Annotated in this window: 14 protein-coding genes and 1 pseudogene; 4 read left to right on the top strand and 11 right to left on the bottom strand. The window is 73.9% G+C overall.

All coding sequences use genetic code 11. The annotated features are described in order from the left end of the window. Positions 1 to 63: 63 nt before the first annotated feature. The 3 genes from der to BS80_RS07470 form a co-directional block, all read right to left on the bottom strand. The gene (gene der / locus BS80_RS07480) at positions 64 to 1,533 is read right to left on the bottom strand and encodes a ribosome biogenesis GTPase Der (RefSeq protein ID WP_051966342.1); all 1,470 of its coding nucleotides are present in this window, start codon (positions 1,531 to 1,533) and stop codon (positions 64 to 66) included. 138 nt (positions 1,534 to 1,671) lie between these two features. Next, positions 1,672 to 2,388: a (d)CMP kinase gene (gene cmk / locus BS80_RS07475; protein WP_035794479.1), complete on the bottom strand. Its 717-nt coding sequence runs from the start codon at positions 2,386 to 2,388 to the stop codon at positions 1,672 to 1,674. A 119-nt stretch (positions 2,389 to 2,507) separates the two neighbouring features. Further along, positions 2,508 to 3,593 carry a prephenate dehydrogenase gene (locus BS80_RS07470; protein ID WP_035794476.1) on the bottom strand — a complete coding sequence of 362 codons (1,086 nt, stop codon included), beginning with the start codon at positions 3,591 to 3,593 and terminating at the stop codon, positions 2,508 to 2,510. On the opposite strand from BS80_RS07470, the pseudogene BS80_RS41670 reads away from it, so the two are divergent. The 4 genes and pseudogenes from BS80_RS41670 to BS80_RS07455 form a co-directional block, all read left to right on the top strand. Then, positions 3,592 to 4,719: pseudogene (locus BS80_RS41670) on the top strand (DUF4139 domain-containing protein); the annotation flags it as partial. The gene BS80_RS07470 and the pseudogene BS80_RS41670 overlap by 2 nt on opposite strands. Positions 4,720 to 4,985: 266 nt before the next feature. Continuing rightward, positions 4,986 to 6,044, top strand: a complete 1,059-nt coding sequence (locus BS80_RS41660) for a DUF4139 domain-containing protein (RefSeq protein ID WP_332262160.1) — start codon at positions 4,986 to 4,988, stop codon at positions 6,042 to 6,044. A gap of 4 nt (positions 6,045 to 6,048) precedes the next feature. Further along, positions 6,049 to 7,722, top strand: coding sequence for a mucoidy inhibitor MuiA family protein (locus BS80_RS07460; protein ID WP_051966272.1), 1,674 nt, complete (start codon positions 6,049 to 6,051; stop codon positions 7,720 to 7,722). Between the two features lie 39 nt (positions 7,723 to 7,761). Continuing rightward, positions 7,762 to 8,124, top strand: coding sequence for a DUF952 domain-containing protein (locus BS80_RS07455; RefSeq protein ID WP_035794899.1), 363 nt, complete (start codon positions 7,762 to 7,764; stop codon positions 8,122 to 8,124). A gap of 18 nt (positions 8,125 to 8,142) precedes the next feature. On the opposite strand, the gene BS80_RS07450 is transcribed toward BS80_RS07455, so the two are convergent. From BS80_RS07450 to BS80_RS07415, 8 genes are all read right to left on the bottom strand, one after another. Continuing rightward, positions 8,143 to 9,132, bottom strand: coding sequence for a helix-turn-helix domain-containing protein (locus BS80_RS07450; protein WP_051966270.1), 990 nt, complete (start codon positions 9,130 to 9,132; stop codon positions 8,143 to 8,145). A 212-nt stretch (positions 9,133 to 9,344) separates the two neighbouring features. After that, complete coding sequence (locus tag BS80_RS07445) at positions 9,345 to 10,874, bottom strand: pseudouridine synthase (RefSeq protein ID WP_083974351.1); 1,530 nt, start codon at positions 10,872 to 10,874, stop codon at positions 9,345 to 9,347. Between the two features lie 54 nt (positions 10,875 to 10,928). After that, the gene (gene scpB / locus BS80_RS07440) at positions 10,929 to 11,489 is read right to left on the bottom strand and encodes an SMC-Scp complex subunit ScpB (RefSeq protein ID WP_232246400.1); all 561 of its coding nucleotides are present in this window, start codon (positions 11,487 to 11,489) and stop codon (positions 10,929 to 10,931) included. A 287-nt stretch (positions 11,490 to 11,776) separates the two neighbouring features. After that, entirely contained in the window at positions 11,777 to 12,628 is an 852-nt protein-coding gene (locus tag BS80_RS07435) for a segregation and condensation protein A (RefSeq protein ID WP_051966268.1), read from the bottom strand. A gap of 26 nt (positions 12,629 to 12,654) precedes the next feature. Then, positions 12,655 to 13,212: a hypothetical protein gene (locus BS80_RS07430; protein ID WP_198045467.1), complete on the bottom strand. Its 558-nt coding sequence runs from the start codon at positions 13,210 to 13,212 to the stop codon at positions 12,655 to 12,657. A 41-nt stretch (positions 13,213 to 13,253) separates the two neighbouring features. Further along, positions 13,254 to 14,291: a ParA family protein gene (locus BS80_RS07425; RefSeq protein ID WP_370221963.1), complete on the bottom strand. Its 1,038-nt coding sequence runs from the start codon at positions 14,289 to 14,291 to the stop codon at positions 13,254 to 13,256. Between the two features lie 445 nt (positions 14,292 to 14,736). Further along, positions 14,737 to 15,855 (bottom strand): alanine dehydrogenase, encoded by a 1,119-nt coding sequence (ald, locus tag BS80_RS07420; RefSeq protein ID WP_408607351.1) that lies wholly within the window; start codon positions 15,853 to 15,855, stop codon positions 14,737 to 14,739. A gap of 266 nt (positions 15,856 to 16,121) precedes the next feature. Continuing rightward, the gene (locus BS80_RS07415; protein ID WP_157536000.1) at positions 16,122 to 17,936 is read right to left on the bottom strand and encodes an AAA family ATPase; all 1,815 of its coding nucleotides are present in this window, start codon (positions 17,934 to 17,936) and stop codon (positions 16,122 to 16,124) included. Positions 17,937 to 18,018: the final 82 nt, after the last annotated feature.

Genomic DNA, 18,018 nt, shown 5'->3' with positions numbered 1-18,018 from the left:
CGGTACGCAACAGAGCGGCCCGGCCCCGAGTCGATCGGGGCCGGGCCGTTCCGTACGCATCGCCTACTTGCGGCGGCGCTTCTCGCGCACCCGCACCGAGATCGAGATCGGCGTCCCCACGAAGCCGAACTCCTCACGCAGGCGGCGCTCGACGAACCGGCGGTAGCCCGCCTCCAGGAAGCCCGAGGCGAAGAGCACGAAGCGCGGCGGCTTGACGCCCGCCTGGGTGCCGAACAGGATGCGCGGCTGCTTGCCGCCGCGGATCGGGTGCGGGTGACCGGCGACCAGCTCGCCCAGGAAGGCGTTCAGCTTGGCCGTGGAGATCCGGGTCTCCCAGCCGGCCAGCGCGGTCTCGATGGCCGGCACCAGCCGCTCCATGTGGCGGCCGGTCAGCGCGGAGACGTTGACGCGCGGCGCCCACTTCACCTGGACGAGATCCTGCTCGATCTCGCGCTCCAGGTAGTAGCGGCGCTCCTCGTCCATCTGGTCCCACTTGTTGTACGCGATGACGACCGCGCGCCCGGCCTCGACCGCCATCGAGATGATGCGGGTGTCCTGCTCGGCCAGCGGCTCGCTGCAGTCGACCAGGACGACGGCGACCTCGGCCTTGTCCAGCGCGGCGGAGGTGCGCAGCGAGGCGTAGAAGTCGGCGCCGGCGGTCAGGTGCACCCGGCGACGGATACCGGCGGTGTCGATGAACTTCCAGGTCTTGCCGCCGAGTTCGATCAGCTCGTCGACCGGGTCGCGGGTCGTGCCGGCCAGCTCGTTGACGACCACGCGGTCCTCGCCGGCCACCTTGTTGAGCAGGCTGGACTTGCCGACATTCGGACGGCCGATCAGCGCGACGCGGCGCGGGCCGCCCTGCACCACGCCGAAGGTCTGCGGCGGGGCCTCGGGCAGCGCGGCCATCACGGCGTCCAGCAGGTCGCCGGAGCCGCGGCCGTGCAGGGCCGAGACGGGGTAGGGCTCGCCGAGGCCGAGCGACCACAGGTAGGCGGCCTCGGCCTCGGTGGACTGGCCGTCCACCTTGTTGGCGCAGAGCACCACGGGCTTGCCGGCCCGGCGGATCAGCTTGATCAGCGCCTCGTCGGTGTCGGTGGCGCCGACCGTGGCGTCGACGACGAAGAGCACCGCGTCCGCGGTCTCGATGCCGAGCTCGGCCTGCGCGGCCACCATGGCGTCCAGCCCGAGGACGTCGATCTCCCAGCCACCGGTGTCGACCAGCTTGAACCGGCGGCCGTTCCAGGTCGCCTCGTACTGCACGCGGTCGCGGGTGACGCCGGGCTTGTCCTCGACGACCGCCTCGCGGCGGCCGATGATGCGGTTGACCAGGGTCGACTTGCCGACGTTCGGGCGGCCGACGACGGCCAGCACCGGCAGCGGGACGTGCCGCTCGTTCAGGTCGCCGTCGATGTCGTCGGGGTCGAACCCCTCCTCGGCGGCGAGGGCCATGAACTCGGCGTACTCGGCCGCGTCCAGTCCGCCGTGCGCGTCCGAGGTTGCCTCGGCCGCGTCGGTGATCTCGTTGCTCATCTTCGTCTGTTCCATTTCCCGGCACGCCCACTCGGGACGTGCCGTGCGTACCTGCCCGGCGAACGGGCAGCGCGAGAGTAAATCCAAAACCCAGAAATCCACACCGGATCCGGGGGCCCCGGAATCCGGCCGGGCAGGCTAGGCGGCCGTCAGGCGCCCGGCCCGCTCCTCCACCAACTCGGCGATGGTGTCGATGACCTGATCGAGCGTCAGCTCACTGGTGTCCACCAGCACCGCGTCCGCCGCCTGGGCCAGCGGCGCCGTCACCCGCGAGGAGTCGGCGGCGTCCCGGCGGACCAGGTCCGCCGCCATCTCGGCGATGGTGGCCTCGTCCACGCCCTTGGCCCGCAGCTCGACGGCCCGGCGCTCGGCGCGGGCCGCCTCGGAGGCGGTCAGGAAGACCTTGGCGGTGGCCTCCGGGAAGACCACCGTGCCCATGTCCCGGCCCTCGGCGACGATCCCGCGCAGCGCGACCGCCGCGCACCCGCGCTGCAGCTCGACCAGCCGGACCCGCACCTGCGGGACGGCGGACACCGCGCTGACCTTGGCGGTCACCTCGGGGCCGCGGATCGGGCCGGAGACGTCCTGGCCGTCGACCGTGATGGTCGGGCCGTCGGCGTCCGTGCCGGAGACGATCACCGGCTTGCCGCAGGCCGTGGCCACCGCGTCGGCGTCCTCGACGTCGACCTCGTTGGCCAGCATCCACCAGGTCATCGCCCGGTACATGGCACCCGTGTCGAGGAAGCTCAGGCCCAGTCGGGCCGCCACCGCGCGGGAGACGGTCGACTTGCCGGAACCGGAGGGTCCGTCGATGGCGACGACGACCGGAACGTGCGCTCGGTCGGCTGTGTCCACGGTGGAACCTCTCTTCTTGGCACGGGGGAGTCACCTCAAGGTTAGACGACGGGCGCCACCTCTCCTCCCGACCGCGTCCCCGAGGCCGTCCCACCCGCCTCCCGAGCCACCTCCAGGTCCTAGTCCCGGATGTTCCAGCCCCGGCCGCGCAGCGCCGCGACCAGCATCTTCGCCGTCGAGGGCGCCACCGACAGCTGCGCCAGGCCGACCCGCTGCCCGGTGGAGTGCTCGATGGCGACGTCCTCGATGTTGACTCCTATCTGCGCGACCTCGCTGAACAGCCGGCCCAGCTCGCCGGGCTGGTCGCCGATGACCACGATCACCGTCTCGTACCTGGTCGGCGGGGCGCCGTGCTTGCCAGGGATCCGGGCCTGGCCCTGGTTGCCGCGCCGTATCACCGCCTCGATACCGGCGCTGCCGGCCTGTCGCTGCTCCTCGTCGCCCGTCTCCAGCGAGCGCAGCGCGGCGACGGTGGCGCCGAGGTCGACGGCCAGCTCCTCCAGGATGTCGGCGACCACGCCCGCGTTGGCGGAGAGGATGTCCAGCCACATCCGCGGGTCGGAGGCCGCGATCCGGGTGACGTCGCGCACACCCTGGCCGGAGAGCCGGACGGCCGTCTCGTCGGCGTGCTCCAGGCGGGCGGCGACCAGCGAGGAGAAGAGCTGCGGGGCGTGCGAGACCAGCGCCACCGCGCGGTCGTGCGCGGCGGCGTCCATCACCACCGGCATGCCGCCGCAGAGCGCGACCAGCTCCAGGGCGGCGTTGAGGGTGTCGGTGTCGGTGTCGGCGGTGGGGGTGAGCACCCAGGGCCGGCCCTCGAACAGGTCGGCGCGGGCGGCCAGCGGGCCGGACTGCTCGCGGCCCGCCATCGGGTGGCTGCCGATGTAGTGGACGGTGTCGCAGCCGAGCGTGGTGATCTCGGCCCGCGGACCCGCCTTCACGCTCGCGACGTCGGTGTAACAGCGAGCCAGTCCGCGCCGCTGGCAGTCGGCCAGCACCTTGCCGACGAGGGCGGGGGGCACCGCCACGATCGCCAGGTCGACGGGACCGGCCGGCAGCTCGGTGGTGCCGGCGCCGAGCGCGGCCGCGGTACGGGCGGCGTCCGGGTCCGCGTCCTCCAGATAGACGCTCAACCCACGTCCGCTCAGGGCGAGTGCGGCGGAGGTGCCGATCAGTCCGGTGCCGACGACGGCGACAGAGCGCATGGCGGGTTCGTCTCCTGAATGGGGCAGGTCGATCAAGATGGACGGACGGATGGACGGTCAGATGGATGGACGGTGCACCATCCTCCCGTACCGCTCGCCGCAGCGGGTAGGCCGGTCCGTATTCCGGTCGGTCGGGCGCGCCGCGCCGCGGAAAACTGCGGACAGCCGCCCGGCCAGCAGGCAGACTGAGCGACCGAACGGCGGGACAGCGCAGCGCAGGCACGGCGAAGGGGCGGACGCGGTGACGGATCAGGTACCGGAACAGCCAGCAGGAGACCGGCGAATCGACTGGCCGAGCACGCTCGACTCCGTCGTGGTGCACGCCTCCGGCGCGGTCTGCCGCCGCCGCGCCCACGGCGTCCTACCGCCCGACGCCACCAGCGCCGCCGACGCCCGCGCCGCGGGCAGTCAGCTGCGACTGCGCCTCACCGGCCTGCCCCGGGTGCTGGACGGGCGGTCCCTGCGCGCGGGCGTGCTCGACGGGGCGCCGGGCTGGCGCGTCACCGAGGTCCGCCCGGCGGTCGCGGCCCGGCTGCGCCGTACCGAGGAGCTGCCCGACCTGCGCCGTCGCCGCGACGAGGTGGCCCAGCGGCAGGCCTCGCTGAGCGAGCTCCAGGGACTCGTGGAGCGCCGGATCACCCAGACGGCCGACCTGCGCGCGGTGGAGCCGCCCAGGAATCCCGAGGACCCGCACCGCCGGACGCCGGCCGACGCCTTCCTCGCGCTGGCCGACTTCGTCGACGAACGGCTGACCGCCCTGCACGCCCGGGCCGAGGAGCTGCGCGGGCAGTTGGAGCAGGTCACGCACGAGCTGAGCCTGCTCGACGACCAGCTGGACCGCGGCTCGAACGCCGAGCCCGCCACCCCGGTCGAGACCTCCGCCGTCGCCCTGGTCACCCTCACCCGGGGCCCCGCGGCCGAGCCGCCGGATCCGTCCCACGAACAGCCGCACCCGCAGGAGCTGACCCTCGAACTGGAGTACCTGGTCCCCGGCGCGCTCTGGGTGCCGTCCTACCGGCTGAGCCACCGCCGGGGTGACGGCGGCGGCACGCTGCTGCTGCGCGCCGAGGTGGCCCAGCGCACCGGCGAGGACTGGACGGACGTCCGGCTCGGCTTCTCCACCGCAGACCTGCACCGCTCCTGCGACCTGCCGCGACTGCGCTCGATCCGGATCGGCCGCAGCCAGCCCGCCCTGCCGCCGTCCGGCTGGCGCGAGCCGCCCGCCGGGCTCGGTGAACTCTTCGCGGGCTACGACCGGGCCGAGCCCCCGGCCGACTACGGCCTCAGCGGGGGCGCCGACCGGCCGCTGCCCCGCCGGTCGCCTACGGCGCCGCCGCCCCGTGCCCGCCGCGCCGTCCGTCTCCCGCTCCGCGCCGCAGCCCGGCGCCGGGCCTGTCGCCTCGGCGGACCGGCGGCGCGCGGCCCCCCGGGCCATGCACGCCATGCGGGCCAAGACCGCGATGCCCGAGCCGCCGCTCAGCAGCGGCCCGGCCGGCGCCTTCGGCGGCGCCCGCCCGGCGCGCCCGCCCCGGCCGCCGCCCCGGCTGCCGACCTGGCACCGACTGCCCCGGCACCGCCCGCCGGCCCGGCGGCGGACCTGCTGGACTACGCCGCCCTGACGCTGGCCGGCCCGGCCGAGCCGCCCGCCCGGCGCGGCCGCCTGCACCCCGGCGCCCAACCCGACTCGCCCCCGACCGCCTCACCCCCGCCGGGCGCGCCGACGACCAGGCGGCGCGCGACCGCGCCGAGTCGCTGGCCGACGCACTCCCGCTACCCGCGAACGCCGTCCACCCCCGGTACTCCGCGGGCTCCTTCGACCACCGCTACGACGCACCGGCCCGCACCGACCTGCCCTCCGACGGCGGGTGGCACACCGTGACGATCTGCGAGATCCCGGTCTCGCTGCGCACCGAGTACATCTGCGTACCGTCCGTCGATCCGGCGGTCTTCGCCACCCTGCTGCTGGCCAACGACTCCGACCAGGCGCTGCTGGCCGGCCCGCTGGAGGTCACCGTGGACGGCGACTTCCTGCTCGGCACCGCGCTGCGCACGCTCGCGCCGGGCGCCACCCGGCGGGTCGGCCTGGGTGTCGCGGAAAGCGTCCGGGCCACCCGCCGCACCGAGGTCCAGGAGTCCACAGCCGGTCTGCGCGGCGGCATCACGGTGGTCGAGCAGCGGGTGCACGTCGAGCTGGCCAACCGGCTGGGCCACGCCGTCACGGTGGAGGTCCGCGAGCGGATCCCGGTGCTGGGCGACAAGGACATCCGGATCGAGGACCGGCCCGGCTCCCCGGCCTGGACCGCCCCGGCCGAGCCCTCCGAGGCGTACCCGGCCGGCACCCGGCTCTGGCGGGTCGAGCTGCCCGCGGGCGGCCGGGCCCAGCTCGAAGGCGGCTACGAGATCCGGATCCCGGCGGGCAAGGCCCTGGCCGGCGGCAACCGAAGGAACTGACCCCATGACCACCGAGATCTCCGCGGCCGCCGCACTCACCCACCCCGCCGCCGTCCCGCTCCCCGTCACCGCCGTGACCTGCCTGGAGGACCGCGCCCACGTCGAGCGCACCACCACCGTCCGGCTCGCGCCCGGCCTGCAACGGCTGCGGTTCGGCCCGATCACCGCCCTGGCCGTGGACCGCTCGCTGCGCGCCGAGCTGCACACCGCGCCCGGCACCGAACCGTCCGGCGCCGAACCGCCCGGCGCCACCGTGCTGGACGCCCGGCTGACCCGCACCTGGACGCCGCGCGCCCCCGGCCCGCCGGGCCCCGACGACTCGGCCCTCCTCCACCGCATCGACGAGCTGGAGAAGGAGCTGCGGCTGGCCGAACCGCCGATCCAGCGGCTGGAGGCCCGCCTCGCCCTGCTCACGCAGCTCTGCGCCGAGCTGCTGACCGAGATCGGCGAGGGAACCGGTCACGGCGAGGCCGAGCCGGTCCGCTGGTCCCGCGAGCTGGACCGGGTGGAGGCCGAACAGGACGCGTACGCCGAGCAGTTGCGGGCCGCCCGGGCCAGGAGCGACGAGCTCTACCGGCAGCTGCAGGAGGCCGTCGCCGCCCGGGGTGCCGCCGAGGCGCAGCCGCCGGAGCTGCTCGCGCACGTCGAACTGACCGTCGTCGCGCCGCACGAGACCGCCGCCGAGCTGACGGTCAGCCACCTGACCCCCTGCGCCCTGTGGCGCCCCGCCTACCGCGCCGCGTTCACGGGCGCGGCGCTCGCGGGCGGCGCGCAGGACGCCCCGGGCAGCCTGCGCCTGGAGTCGGACGCGATGGTCTGGCAGCGCACCGGCGAGGACTGGACGGACGTCCGGCTCACCCTCTCCACCGCCCGTTCCGCGCTGGCCGCCGAGCCGCCGCGGCTGCACGAGGACGTCCTGACGCTGCGCGAGCTGAGCAGCGGCGAGCGTCGGACGCTGGACGTGGAGCTGCGCGAGGAGGAGATCAGCGCGCTCGGCCCGGACGGCCCGCAGGCGGTCACAGCCGACCTGCCCGGGGTGGACGACGGCGGCGAGGTCCGGGTGCTGCGGGCACCGGCCACGGCCACCGTGCCGGGCGACGGGCGCGGGCACCGGGTGCCGCTGAGCGCCTTCACCGTGCCCGCCGCCGCCGAGCTGGCCTCCGCCCCCGAGCTCTCGCCGCTGGTCACCGAGGTGGTGGCGTTCCGCAATCCGGCCGACCACCCGCTGCTGGCCGGCCCGGTGGACCTGGTGCGCGGCAGCGGCTTCACCGGGCGCGGGGAGCTGCGCTTCACCGCCGCGGGCGCGCCGGCCGAGCTGGCCTTCGGCAGTACGGACGGCTACCGGGTGCTGCGCGAGACGTCGGAGGTCCGCGGCAGCACCGGCCTGGCGGGCCTGGGACAGCGCACCGTGCTGACCCGGACGGTCCGGGTGCACGTCTCCCGGCTCTCGGCCCCCGACGAGCAGGGGGAGCAGCGGATCACCCTGCGCGAGCGGATCCCGGTCTCCGAGGTGTCGGCGGTCGAGGTGCGGCTGCGCACCCAGGAGTGCCGCCCGGCGCCGGACGAGGCGGACGCCGAAGGGGTGCTGCGCTGGGAGCTGTCACTGCCGCCGGGCGGCAGACGGACCGTCACCCTGGTGTACGAGATCTCGGCTTCGGCCAAGGTCGCGGGGCTCTGATGGCCTGGTTGGAGGCCTGCGGTCGGGTACAACAGGAACATGATCCTGCACCTCGCGCCCCTGGACGACTGGCTTCGTGACCCGGGCCGACCGTACAGCGCAGCCTCGCTGCTGACGGACGGCTTCCTGCACTGCTCGCCGGACGAAAAAGTGACCCTGGCCGTGGCCAACCACTTCTTCGCCAAGGCTCCGGATCCGCTGATGGCCCTGCTGATCGAGGAGGAGTCGGTGGAACCGATGGTCCGCTGGGAGCCGCCGACCGGGGCTCCCCCGCCGGGCGTCGAGCCCAGCGTGCTGTTCCCGCACATCTACGGGCGGCTCAACCGCACCGCCGTCGCGGGCCTGCTCCTGCTGGAGCGCGGCCCCGACGGCCGCTGGGCCGGCTTCAGACCCTGGAGCTGAGGCCGGTACTGGCAGGTCCTAGAGCCAGCCCCGCTCGCGGGCCGACATCCCGGCCTGGAAGCGGGTGGTGGCGCCGAGTTCACGCATCAGGGCCTGGAGCCGGCGCTGCGTGGTCCGGGCGCTCCAGCCGAGCGAGCGGGCGATCGACTCGTCGGTCAGGCCGGCCGCGAGCAGGCCCAGCAGCTTGCGGTGGTCGGCGTCCGGCTCGCCCAGACCGGGCTCGGCGCCGACCGCCACCTGCAACGGCACCGCGCGGTCCCACTCCGCCTCGAAGAGCCCGTCCAGCGCCTGCATCAGGGCGGACGGGTGGATCACGTACGCGGCGTCCAGCACGCTGTCGCCGATGCTGATCGGGATGATCGCCATCCGGTCGTCCGAGATGATCATCTTCATCGGCAGCGTGGTGCGGACCCGGGCCTCCTCACCGTCCTGCGCGCCGACCAGGATCTCGTTCTCCAGCCGGCCGGGCCAGGCGACCGCCTCCCGGTCGTAGACCGTGCGGAACCGCACGCCGTCCTTGAGCCGCCGGCGCAGCCGGGTCAGGTACGAGGCCGCGTCCTGCACGTCCTGCACGTACGGCGGGCAGTCGAAGCCCCTGACCTGCTGCGTGCTGGTGTCCTGGAGGTACTCGATCCGCTGCGCGATCGCCTCGCCGCCGGTGAGCACCTCCACCGAGCTGGCCGGGTCGGTGAACCGCGAGGCCTCCCGGAAGGCGTCCATCAGCCGGTGCATCTCGGCACGGGCGGTGCGCAGTTCGGCCTCACGGTGGCCGATCAGGGTGCCGATGGCGACGTCCGGCGCGACGGCGAGATAGCGGTCGCGGTCGACCGGCGCACGGGTGGCCATACCCTGCTGTGCCAACCGGCTGAGCGACTTGCCGCCCTGCTGGGACGTCAGGCCGCAGCGCGCGGCGAGATCCGCTGCGGTGGACTGCGGGGCGGCCACCAGAGCTGCGTAGATCTGGCCGTCGTGCTCGGAGAGACCGAGCGCATTGAAAGCGTCAAACATGGCGCCCCTCCCCCGCGTGGCGGTTTCTCGCCAACCGGCGAGCGATGTTCCTGTGGCCATCTTCTGCCACGGACGATCCCCTTGACAACCCTCCGTGGCCCGGCCGGACGCCGGTGGACCGCTTCCGGACAGCACCGAGGGCCGTGCACCGATAGTGGTGCACGGCCCTCCGGAGCAGCAGGAGGTACCCGTGTGACGCGGGCGACCCGGTGTTACAGGCCGACCTCGTTCATCAGCTGACCGACCTCGGGGTTGGTCAGGCGACGCAGCCAACCCGACTTCTGGTCACCGAGCGCGATCGGGCCGAAGTGCGTACGCACCAGCTTCTCCACCGGGAAGCCCGCCTCGGCGAGCATCCGGCGCACGATGTGCTTGCGGCCCTCGTGGAGGGTGACCTCGACCAGGTAGTTCTTGCCGACGTTCTGCAGCACCTTGAAGCTGTCGGCGCGGGCGAAGCCGTCCTCCAGCTCGATGCCCGCCGCCAGGGTCTTGCCCAGGTCTCGCGGGATCGGACCGGTGATGGCGGCCATGTACGTCTTGGTCACGCCGTACCGGGGGTGGGTCAGCCGGTGGGCCAGCTCCCCGTGGTTGGTGAGGAGGATGATGCCCTCGGTCTCGGTGTCGAGACGGCCCACGTGGAACAGCCGGGTCTCCCGGTTGGTCACGTAGTCGCCCAGGCACTGGCGGCCGTCGGGGTCCTCCATGGTGGAGACGACGCCGGCCGGCTTGTTGAGCGCGAAGAACAGGTACGACTGGGTGGCGACGGTCAGGCCGTCCACCTTGATCTCGTCCTTCTCGGGGTCGACGCGCTTGCCCTGCTCGGTCACGAGCTTGCCGTTGACCTGCACGCGGCCCTGGTCCACCAGCTCCTCGCAGGCGCGACGGCTGCCCATACCGGCCCGCGCGAGGACCTTCTGCAGACGCTCGCCCTCGGGCTCGCCGAAGGTCTTGGGAAGCTTCACGGCCGGCTTGTCGTGCCGGGCCAGCACGGCGTCCTCGATCTTGGCCTGCAGCTCACGCGAGCGCTGCGGCTGACGACGCGGGTCGCCCGGGGCGCCCTGGCCCTCCTTGCGCGGGGGCTTGGTGCGAGGGCTCTGGCTCTGCGGCAGCGCCTTGCGCGCGCCGTAGGAGCCGCCGGAGCCGAACTCCGGACGGTCGTAGCGACGCTCCTCGGGGCGCAACGGACGGTCCGGGTACTGCTTGCGGTCGTCACGCCGGTCGTCACGCCGGTCGCCGCTGTACGAGCTCCCGCCACGGCTGTCGCCACCACGGCCACCGCCGCCGCCGCCGTACGAGCCGCCGCCACGGCTGTCGCCACCGCGACCGCCGCCACCGCCGCCGTACGAACCACCGCCACGGCTCTCGCCACCGCGACCGCCGCCACCGCCGCCGTACGAACCACCGCCACGGCTCTCGCCACCACGACCGCCGCCGCTGCCGCCACTGCCGCCGCCGAAGGAACCGCCGCCGCCGTACGAGCCACCGCCACGGCTGCCGCCACTGCCGCCGCCGTACGAGCCACCGCCACGGCTGTCGCCACCGCGACCGCCGCCACCGCCGCCGTACGAACCACCGCCACGGCTCTCGCCACCACGGCTGTCGCCGCCACGGCCACCGCCGCTGCCGCCACTGCCGCCGCCGAAGGAACCGCCCCCGCGCTGTCCGCCCCGGTAGCCACCGCCGCCGGCGCTGCCACCGCCGCCACTACTGTTCCTGCCGTTACCGCTGCCACTGCTACGCATCAAAACGTCCGTACGTCGATTCCATCGGGGAAGTGCTAGTCGTGCCGGCCGACCTCACTGCACTTCCCGAGTGTTCGCCGCGGCGGCCATCGCGTCCGCGATCACCGTGCCTTCGAGGGACTCCGCTTCCACGTCGTCGACCTCGGGCAGGAAGGGCGCGAGCTCCGGCAGCTCGTCCAGGCCGCGCAGCCCCATCCGTTCCAGGAAGTAGTTCGTCGTCCGATACAGGATCGCACCTGTTTCGGGCTCGGATCCGGTCTCTTCCACCAGTCCTCGCTGTACCAGGGTACGCATCACGCCGTCACAGTTCACACCACGTACCGCCGAGACCCGTGATCTGGACACCGGCTGCCGGTAGGCGACGACCGCCAGCGTCTCCAGTGCGGCCTGGGTCAACCGGGCCTGCTGGCCGTCCAGGACGAAGCGTTCGACCACCGGCGCGCACGCGGTCCGGCTGTAGAACCGCCAGCCGCCGGCCACCAGCCGCAGTTCGAATCCGCGCCCCTGGGCGGTGTACTCGGCCGCCAGTTCGCGCAGCGCGGCGGCCACCTCGGCGCGCGGGCGGCCGAGCGCATCGGCCAGCCTGGCCTCCGCGGCGGGCTCGTCGACCACCATCAGGACGGCCTCCAGGCCGGCCTTGAGCGCGACCTCCGACCCATCCGACTCCACGACGGACTCCGCAACCGGAGCCGGTTCCGGCGCCGGCTCCGGGACTCGCTCCCCGCCGCCCCCCGTGAAAGTCGGCTCCGCCGACTTCCCGTCCAGCGCCACCGGCTCCGCGGCCACATGCTCCGGGACGGCCGCGTAGGCGGGCTCCAGCCACTCCCCGGCCCGGGGCTGGCCCGGGACGCTCAGCGACCGGCGCGCGGGCCGCGCGCCGCCGTCCAGGGGCTCGCCGACACTCATGGGGTTGCTCCTTCCGACTCGCCCGGCGGGCGGTCGAACTCGTCGGTCACCTCGATCAGCACGCGGTCGGCCGGCGCGACCCAGCGCACCAGCAGCTCCCCGAGCGCCTGCGGCTGCTCGAAGGCGAGGACCCGCTCCCGGTACAGCTCCAGCAGCGCCAGGAACCGCGCGACCACCGTCAGGGTGTCCTCGGCATCGGCCACCAGCGTGGCGAAGGAGGCCTCACCGAGCCCGGCCAGCAGGTCGACGACCAGCGCCGCCTGCTCCCGCACACTGACCGGCGGGGCGTGGATGTGGTCGACGTAGACCACCGGCGCCGGCTTGGGCGTCATCGCCCGGGCCGCGAGCTGCGCGAACCGCTGCGGCCCGACGTGGATGACCACCTCCGGCAGCAGCGCCGCGTGCTGCGGCTCCAGCCCGGCCGTCCGCGCCGTCCGCAGCAGTTCGGCGGCCCAGCGGTCGCCGAAGATCGCGGCCGCCCGCTTGTACGCCCGGTACTGCAGCAGCCGGGCGAAGAGCAGGTCACGGGCCTCCAGGAGGGCCAGGTCCTCCTCGTCCTCGACCTCGGCCGCCGGCAGCAGCCGGGCCGCCTTGAGGTCCAGCAGGGTGGCCGCCACCACCAGGAACTCGGTGGCCGCGTCCAGGTCCCACTCCGAGCCCATCGCCCGGATATACGTCATGAACTCGTCGGTCACCGTGGCGAGGGCCACCTCGGTGACGTCCATCCGGTGCTTGGCGATCAGACCGAGCAGCAGGTCGAAGGGGCCCTCGAAGTTCTCCAGGTGCACCTGGAAGCCCCCACCGTGCGCCGCGTCGGTGGGTTCGCCGGTTTCGGGAGGGCCTGCCATGACGGCCCATCCTCGCAGAGCGGGGCTCAGCGCCCCCGCAGGCGCCGCACCAGGATGCTGGCCTCGCCGCGCTGCTCCAGGTCGGCCAGCACCACCGCGATGGCCTCCCGGACCACCCGGCCGCGGTCCACCGCGAGCCCGTGCTCGCCGCGCAGCACCAGGCGGGCGTGCTCCAGGTCCATCAGCTCCTCGGCGGAGACATACACGGTGATCTTCTCGTCGTGCCGCTCCCGCCCGCTGGGACGGCGGGGCGCACGCCCGCGCGGGCGGCGCCGGCCGGCACCGTCGCCGGTCGCACCCTGCTGCTCCTCGGAGCCGGCGGGGCCCGGTACGGCCGTCTGCGGCGCGATCGTCACCGCCGGGCGTCCCGAGGGTCCCGGACGGCCGAGCGACGCCCCCGCGCCACCGCCGGCCGCCGTGCCGGGCCCGTTCGGACCGGACCCGGCGCCGCCCGGCGCACGGCCGGCCTGCGCCCGGTCCACCGGTACCCGCCCTGCCGGTGCGTCAGCCGAGGGAGCGTCAGGCTGCCTGGCACCGTCCGCCGCTTCCACGGAAGGGCGGCCGAGTGAGGGCGACAGCGCCATCCCCCCGGTGGTGCGGAACAGTTCGTCGGCCCCCGGGAGACTCACTCGACGGGGCGGCACCGTTCGAGCACCTCCCTGGCGAGCTGGCGGTAGGCGGCGGCGCCCACCGAGTTGGTCGCGTACGTGGTGATCGGCTCACCGGCGACGGTGGTCTCCGGGAACCGCACGGTACGGCCGATGACGGTGTGGAAGACGTGCTCGCCGAAGGCCTCGACCACGCGTGCGAGCACCTCGCGGCTGTGCACCGTCCGGGAGTCGTACATGGTGGCCAGGATGCCGTCCAGGCGCAGCTCGGGGTTGAGCCGCTCGCAGACCTTCTCGATCGTCTCGGTGAGCAGCGCCACCCCGCGCAGTGCGAAGAACTCGCACTCCAGCGGCACGATGACGCTGTGAGCCGCCGTCAGGGCGTTGACCGTCAGCAGGCCCAGCGAGGGCTGGCAGTCGATGATCACGAAGTCGTAGTCGGGCAGCAGCGGCTTGAGGGCGCGCGCCAGCGCGGACTCCCGGGCCACCTCGCTGACCAGCTGCACCTCGGCGGCCGACAGGTCGATGTTGGAGGGCAGCAGGTCCATCCCCGGCACGGCCGTCTTCAGCAGCACCTCGTCGGCCGTCAGACCCCGCTCCATGAGCAGGTTGTAGACCGTGACGTCCAGCTCCATCGGGTTGACCCCGAGGCCGACCGAGAGAGCGCCCTGCGGGTCGAAGTCGACCAGCAGCACGCGGCGGCCGTACTCGGCCAGCGCGGCACCCAGGTTGATGGTCGACGTGGTCTTGCCGACGCCGCCCTTCTGGTTGCACATCGCGACGATGCGGGCCGGGCCGTGCTCGGCCAGCGGCGCCGGGATCGGGAAGTAGGGCAGTGGCCGGCCGGTGGGGCCGACCCGTTCACGTCGCTGACGGGCTGCGTCAGGGGCCAGGGTCGCGGCGTACTCCGGGTCTGGTTCGTACTCGGCGTCCGGGTCGTCGTGGGAGCCGTAGGCGAACTCACCGTAGGCGAGACCGTGGGCGGACAGATCGGAGTCGTAGCCGGCGGCCGCGGCCTGCCGGGCTTCGAACGTCCGGACGGCAACCGTGCCGATCTCGGTCGCGCCGACGGTGGTGTATGCGGCCCCGGTGTCGTCGGTCGGCTGTCCGGTGGTGTGCTCTGCCAGTCCTGGCTGACCACCCCCGGGAGCAAATGTCGACTCATTCACAAGTCGTCTTACCTCCTTGGGCATCCAGGGCATTATGTCGATTCGTCAGCCTGACACCATGCCGACGATTTGCGACTCTAGGCCGTTCCGGGCGTTCGCAGCAACACAATCCACGGTAGTGGGCAGGATGTGTCGGGTATCGGACCGGCCGCTGTCAAGGGTTGGACGGCGTTGCAGCCGCACCGTTTCGTGGGCCGGTCACCCTCCCGGGAGGGCGGCCGGGGGACGGCGGGTGACTCGACTTACAGAGCATTGACGCCCACGTCGGCGCATGTCGAAGCCCCTGAGCGGCGAAGGCCGTCCAGGGGCTTGCGACAGGGCTGGCGGAGCGTCAGGCCAGCACGTTCTCCAGGGAGATGGCCGGCAGGCCGAACGCCTCGGCGACGGCGCCGTAGGTGATCTGGCCCTCGTGCACGTTCAGGCCCTTGGCGAGCGCGGCGTCGCGGCGCAGCGCGTCCTTCCAGCCGCGGTTGGCCAGCTCCACGATGTAGGGCAGCGTGGCGTTGGTCAGCGCGTAGGTGGACGTGTTCGGGACGGCGCCCGGCATGTTCGCCACGCAGTAGAAGACCGAGTTGTGGACCTCGAAGGTCGGCTCGGCGTGCGTGGTGGCCCGCGAGTCCTCGAAGCAACCGCCCTGGTCGATCGCGATGTCGACGAGCACCGAGCCCGGCTTCATCCGCGAGACCAGCTCGTTGGTGACCAGCTTGGGGGCCTTGGCGCCCGGGATCAGCACGGCGCCGATCACCAGGTCGGCCTCCAGCACCGCCTTCTCCAGCTCGAAGGCGTTGGAGGCGATGGCCTTGATCTTGTTGCCGAAGACCTTGTCGGCCTCGCGCAGCTTGTTGATGTCACGGTCGAGCAGGGTGACGTCGTAGCCCATGCCGATCGCGATGGTGGCCGCGTGCCAGCCGGAGACGCCGCCGCCGATGACCACGCACTTGGCCGGGTGGGTGCCGGGCACGCCGCCGGGCAGGGTGCCACGGCCGCCGGCCGGGCGCATCAGGTGGTACGAACCGACCTGCGGGGCCAGCCGGCCCGCGACCTCGGACATCGGGGCCAGCAGCGGCAGGGCGCCGTTGCCGAGCTGCACGGTCTCGTACGCGATCGCGGTGGTGCCCGAGGCGACCAGCGCGTCGGTGCCGGCGCGGTCGGCCGCCAGGTGCAGGTAGGTGAAGAGCGTCTGGCCCTTGCGCAGGCGGTGGTACTCCTGCGCGATCGGCTCCTTGACCTTCAGGAGCAGGTCGGCGGTGGCCCAGACCTCGTCGGCGGTGCCGAGGATGGTGGCACCGGCGGCCACGTACTCCTCGTTGGGGATCGAGGAGCCGAGACCGGCGTTGTCCTCGATGTAGACCTCGTGCCCGTTGCGGACCAGCTCATGCACGCCGGCGGGCGTGATGGCCACGCGGTACTCGTGGTTCTTGACCTCGCGGGGGATGCCGACCTTGGTCACGGTTAAACACGTCCCTCTTGCCATGGGAGTCCCAACCGGGGGAAGACCGGCGGGTGCACGCGTGGACAGGCCTCCGGCAGGGCCGGGGCACGCTGCACTGCGCGACTAAGGTCGAGTGTAATGAAGCCCAGGCGATCCGTCAGCCTTCCAAAGTGAATAAATCCGCCGAAGACATTGGCAGATTCGTAGGCTTGCATCTGGATCTTCCTACTAAACCGCCTCAGAACGGGCAAACTTCCCATAGGACGCAAGCCTCTCAGGAGATCTCACTCCCGAAGGTTCTCCAACGCCGCTGACACCGCCCTGATCCCACGCTCGTCCCCCAGTCTGCGCAGCAGCGCCAGCGCCGCCCGGTACTCCCGGTCGGCCTCGTCGTAGCGGCGCTGGGCGGCGTGCGCCTCGGCCGTCCTGGCCAGCACCCGGGCCTGCCCGGCGCTCTCCCCCAGGCCCTGCCGCAGCGCCAGCGCCCGCCCGAACCAGTCGGCGGCCCGGACCGGGTCGCCCAGCGACCGGTAGCACTCGGCCGCGCCCTCCAGCGCCCGGGCGGCGGCCTGCTCGTCCAGCGGCTCGCGGGAGCGGTCCAGCGCCTCCCGATAGCGCAGCGCGGCGCTCTCCCAGTGCCCGGCGGCGGCCTGCAGGTCCGCGAGGTTGAGCAGCGCGGCGGCGGCCCGGCGCGGCGTGCCGTGCCGCTCGGCCGTCCGCAGCACCAGGGTGTGCAGCTGGTGCAGGTCGGCCGGGGCCGCCTCGCCGGTCAGCGGCAACGTCCGCAGCAGCGCGCTGACCAGCCGGCCCGCCGAACCGTCCAGATCGGCCTGCCCGATCGCGTCCTCGACCGCCCCCAACAACAGCTCGCGCTCACCCAGCAGCCACTGCCGGGCGTGCTCGGCCGTGCGCAGCCGCAGCGGCCCGGGCAGCGGATCGGCCGCCGCAGTGCGGCCCGGCTCCAGCAGGGCGCGAGCCGAGTCCACCAGCCGCACCAACCGCTCCAGCAGCCGGGCCCGGGCCAACTGGACCTCGGCCGGCCGGTCCCGCTCCTCGCGCAGGGCCACCAGTCGGCCGTGCAGCCGGCCGGGGACCCGGTAGCGCGGCGTGCCGTCGGCTCCGGGAGCCTCCTCGTCGAGCAGTTCGCAACCGGCCAGCGCGTGCAGGGCGGCGGCCGCTTCGGGGGCGGGGCAGCCGACCAGGGCGGAGGCGGTGCGCAGATCGGCGCGCTGCCCGGGGGACAGCGTCAGCATCCGCAGCATCCGGGCCTGGGCCACCGGCAGGGCGCGGTAGCGCAGGGCCAGCGCCGCCGCCAGCGGGTCGTCGGCGCCGCCGTCGGCACCGGCCTCCTTGAGCGCGACCACCGCGTCCGGGACGGCCGCCTTCGGCCGGTCGCGCAGCCAGCCGGCCATCAGCCGCAACGGCGCCGGGCGGCCCGCGCAGGCCTCGACCAGCTCCACCGCGCCGACCGGGTCGCAGCTGACCCGGGTCCCGCCGACCACACCGGTCAACAGCTCGACGGCGGCGGCCTCCTCCAGACCGCGCAGGATCACCGGGTCGACCGCGAAGCGGTCCGCGAGCCCGGTGAGCGGTCCGGCGGTAACGGCGACCACCAGGCAGCGCGGCTCCTCGGGCAGCAGCGGGCCGAGCTGCTCGGCGTCCACCACGCCGTCCAGCACCAGCAGGGTGTCCCGGCCGGTGAGCGCGGCGCGCAGCCGCGCGCAGGCCGGGTCCTCAGTGCCGTCCGCCGGCAGTGCGGCGCCCGAGCCGCTCACGCCGAGCCGGTCGAGCAGCCGACGGGCCACCGCACCGCTCTCCAGCGCCGTCCCGTCGGGGGCGCCGAGCCGGGCGAACAGCACCTCGTGGCCGGTCGGGTGCGAACGGGCGAAGCGCAGCGCCAGCGCGGTGCGGCCGGAGCCGGGCCGGCCGGCGATCACCAGCAGCCGGCAGCACCCGGGCTCGGCGGGGCGCCCCGCCTGGGTCCGCAGCGCGGCGAGCTCGGCCCGCCGGCCGGTGAACGGCTCCGCCCCGCGCGGCAGCCGGTCCACCGGTTCGGCGGGGGCCGGCCGTGCGTCCATCGTCGCTGTCTTCCTCGCCACGTGCGCCACTCCTGACCAGGTCGCTCAGCGTTCGCGGACGAACCTGTTACCGGGTCCGTCTGCGAAGCGTAGTTCGCCCCAG

This window comes from Kitasatospora mediocidica KCTC 9733, assembly GCF_000744225.1.
In the GTDB taxonomy this organism is placed as follows: Bacteria; Actinomycetota; Actinomycetes; order Streptomycetales; family Streptomycetaceae; genus Kitasatospora; species Kitasatospora mediocidica.
This window is presented reverse-complemented; position numbering and strand designations above follow the sequence as displayed.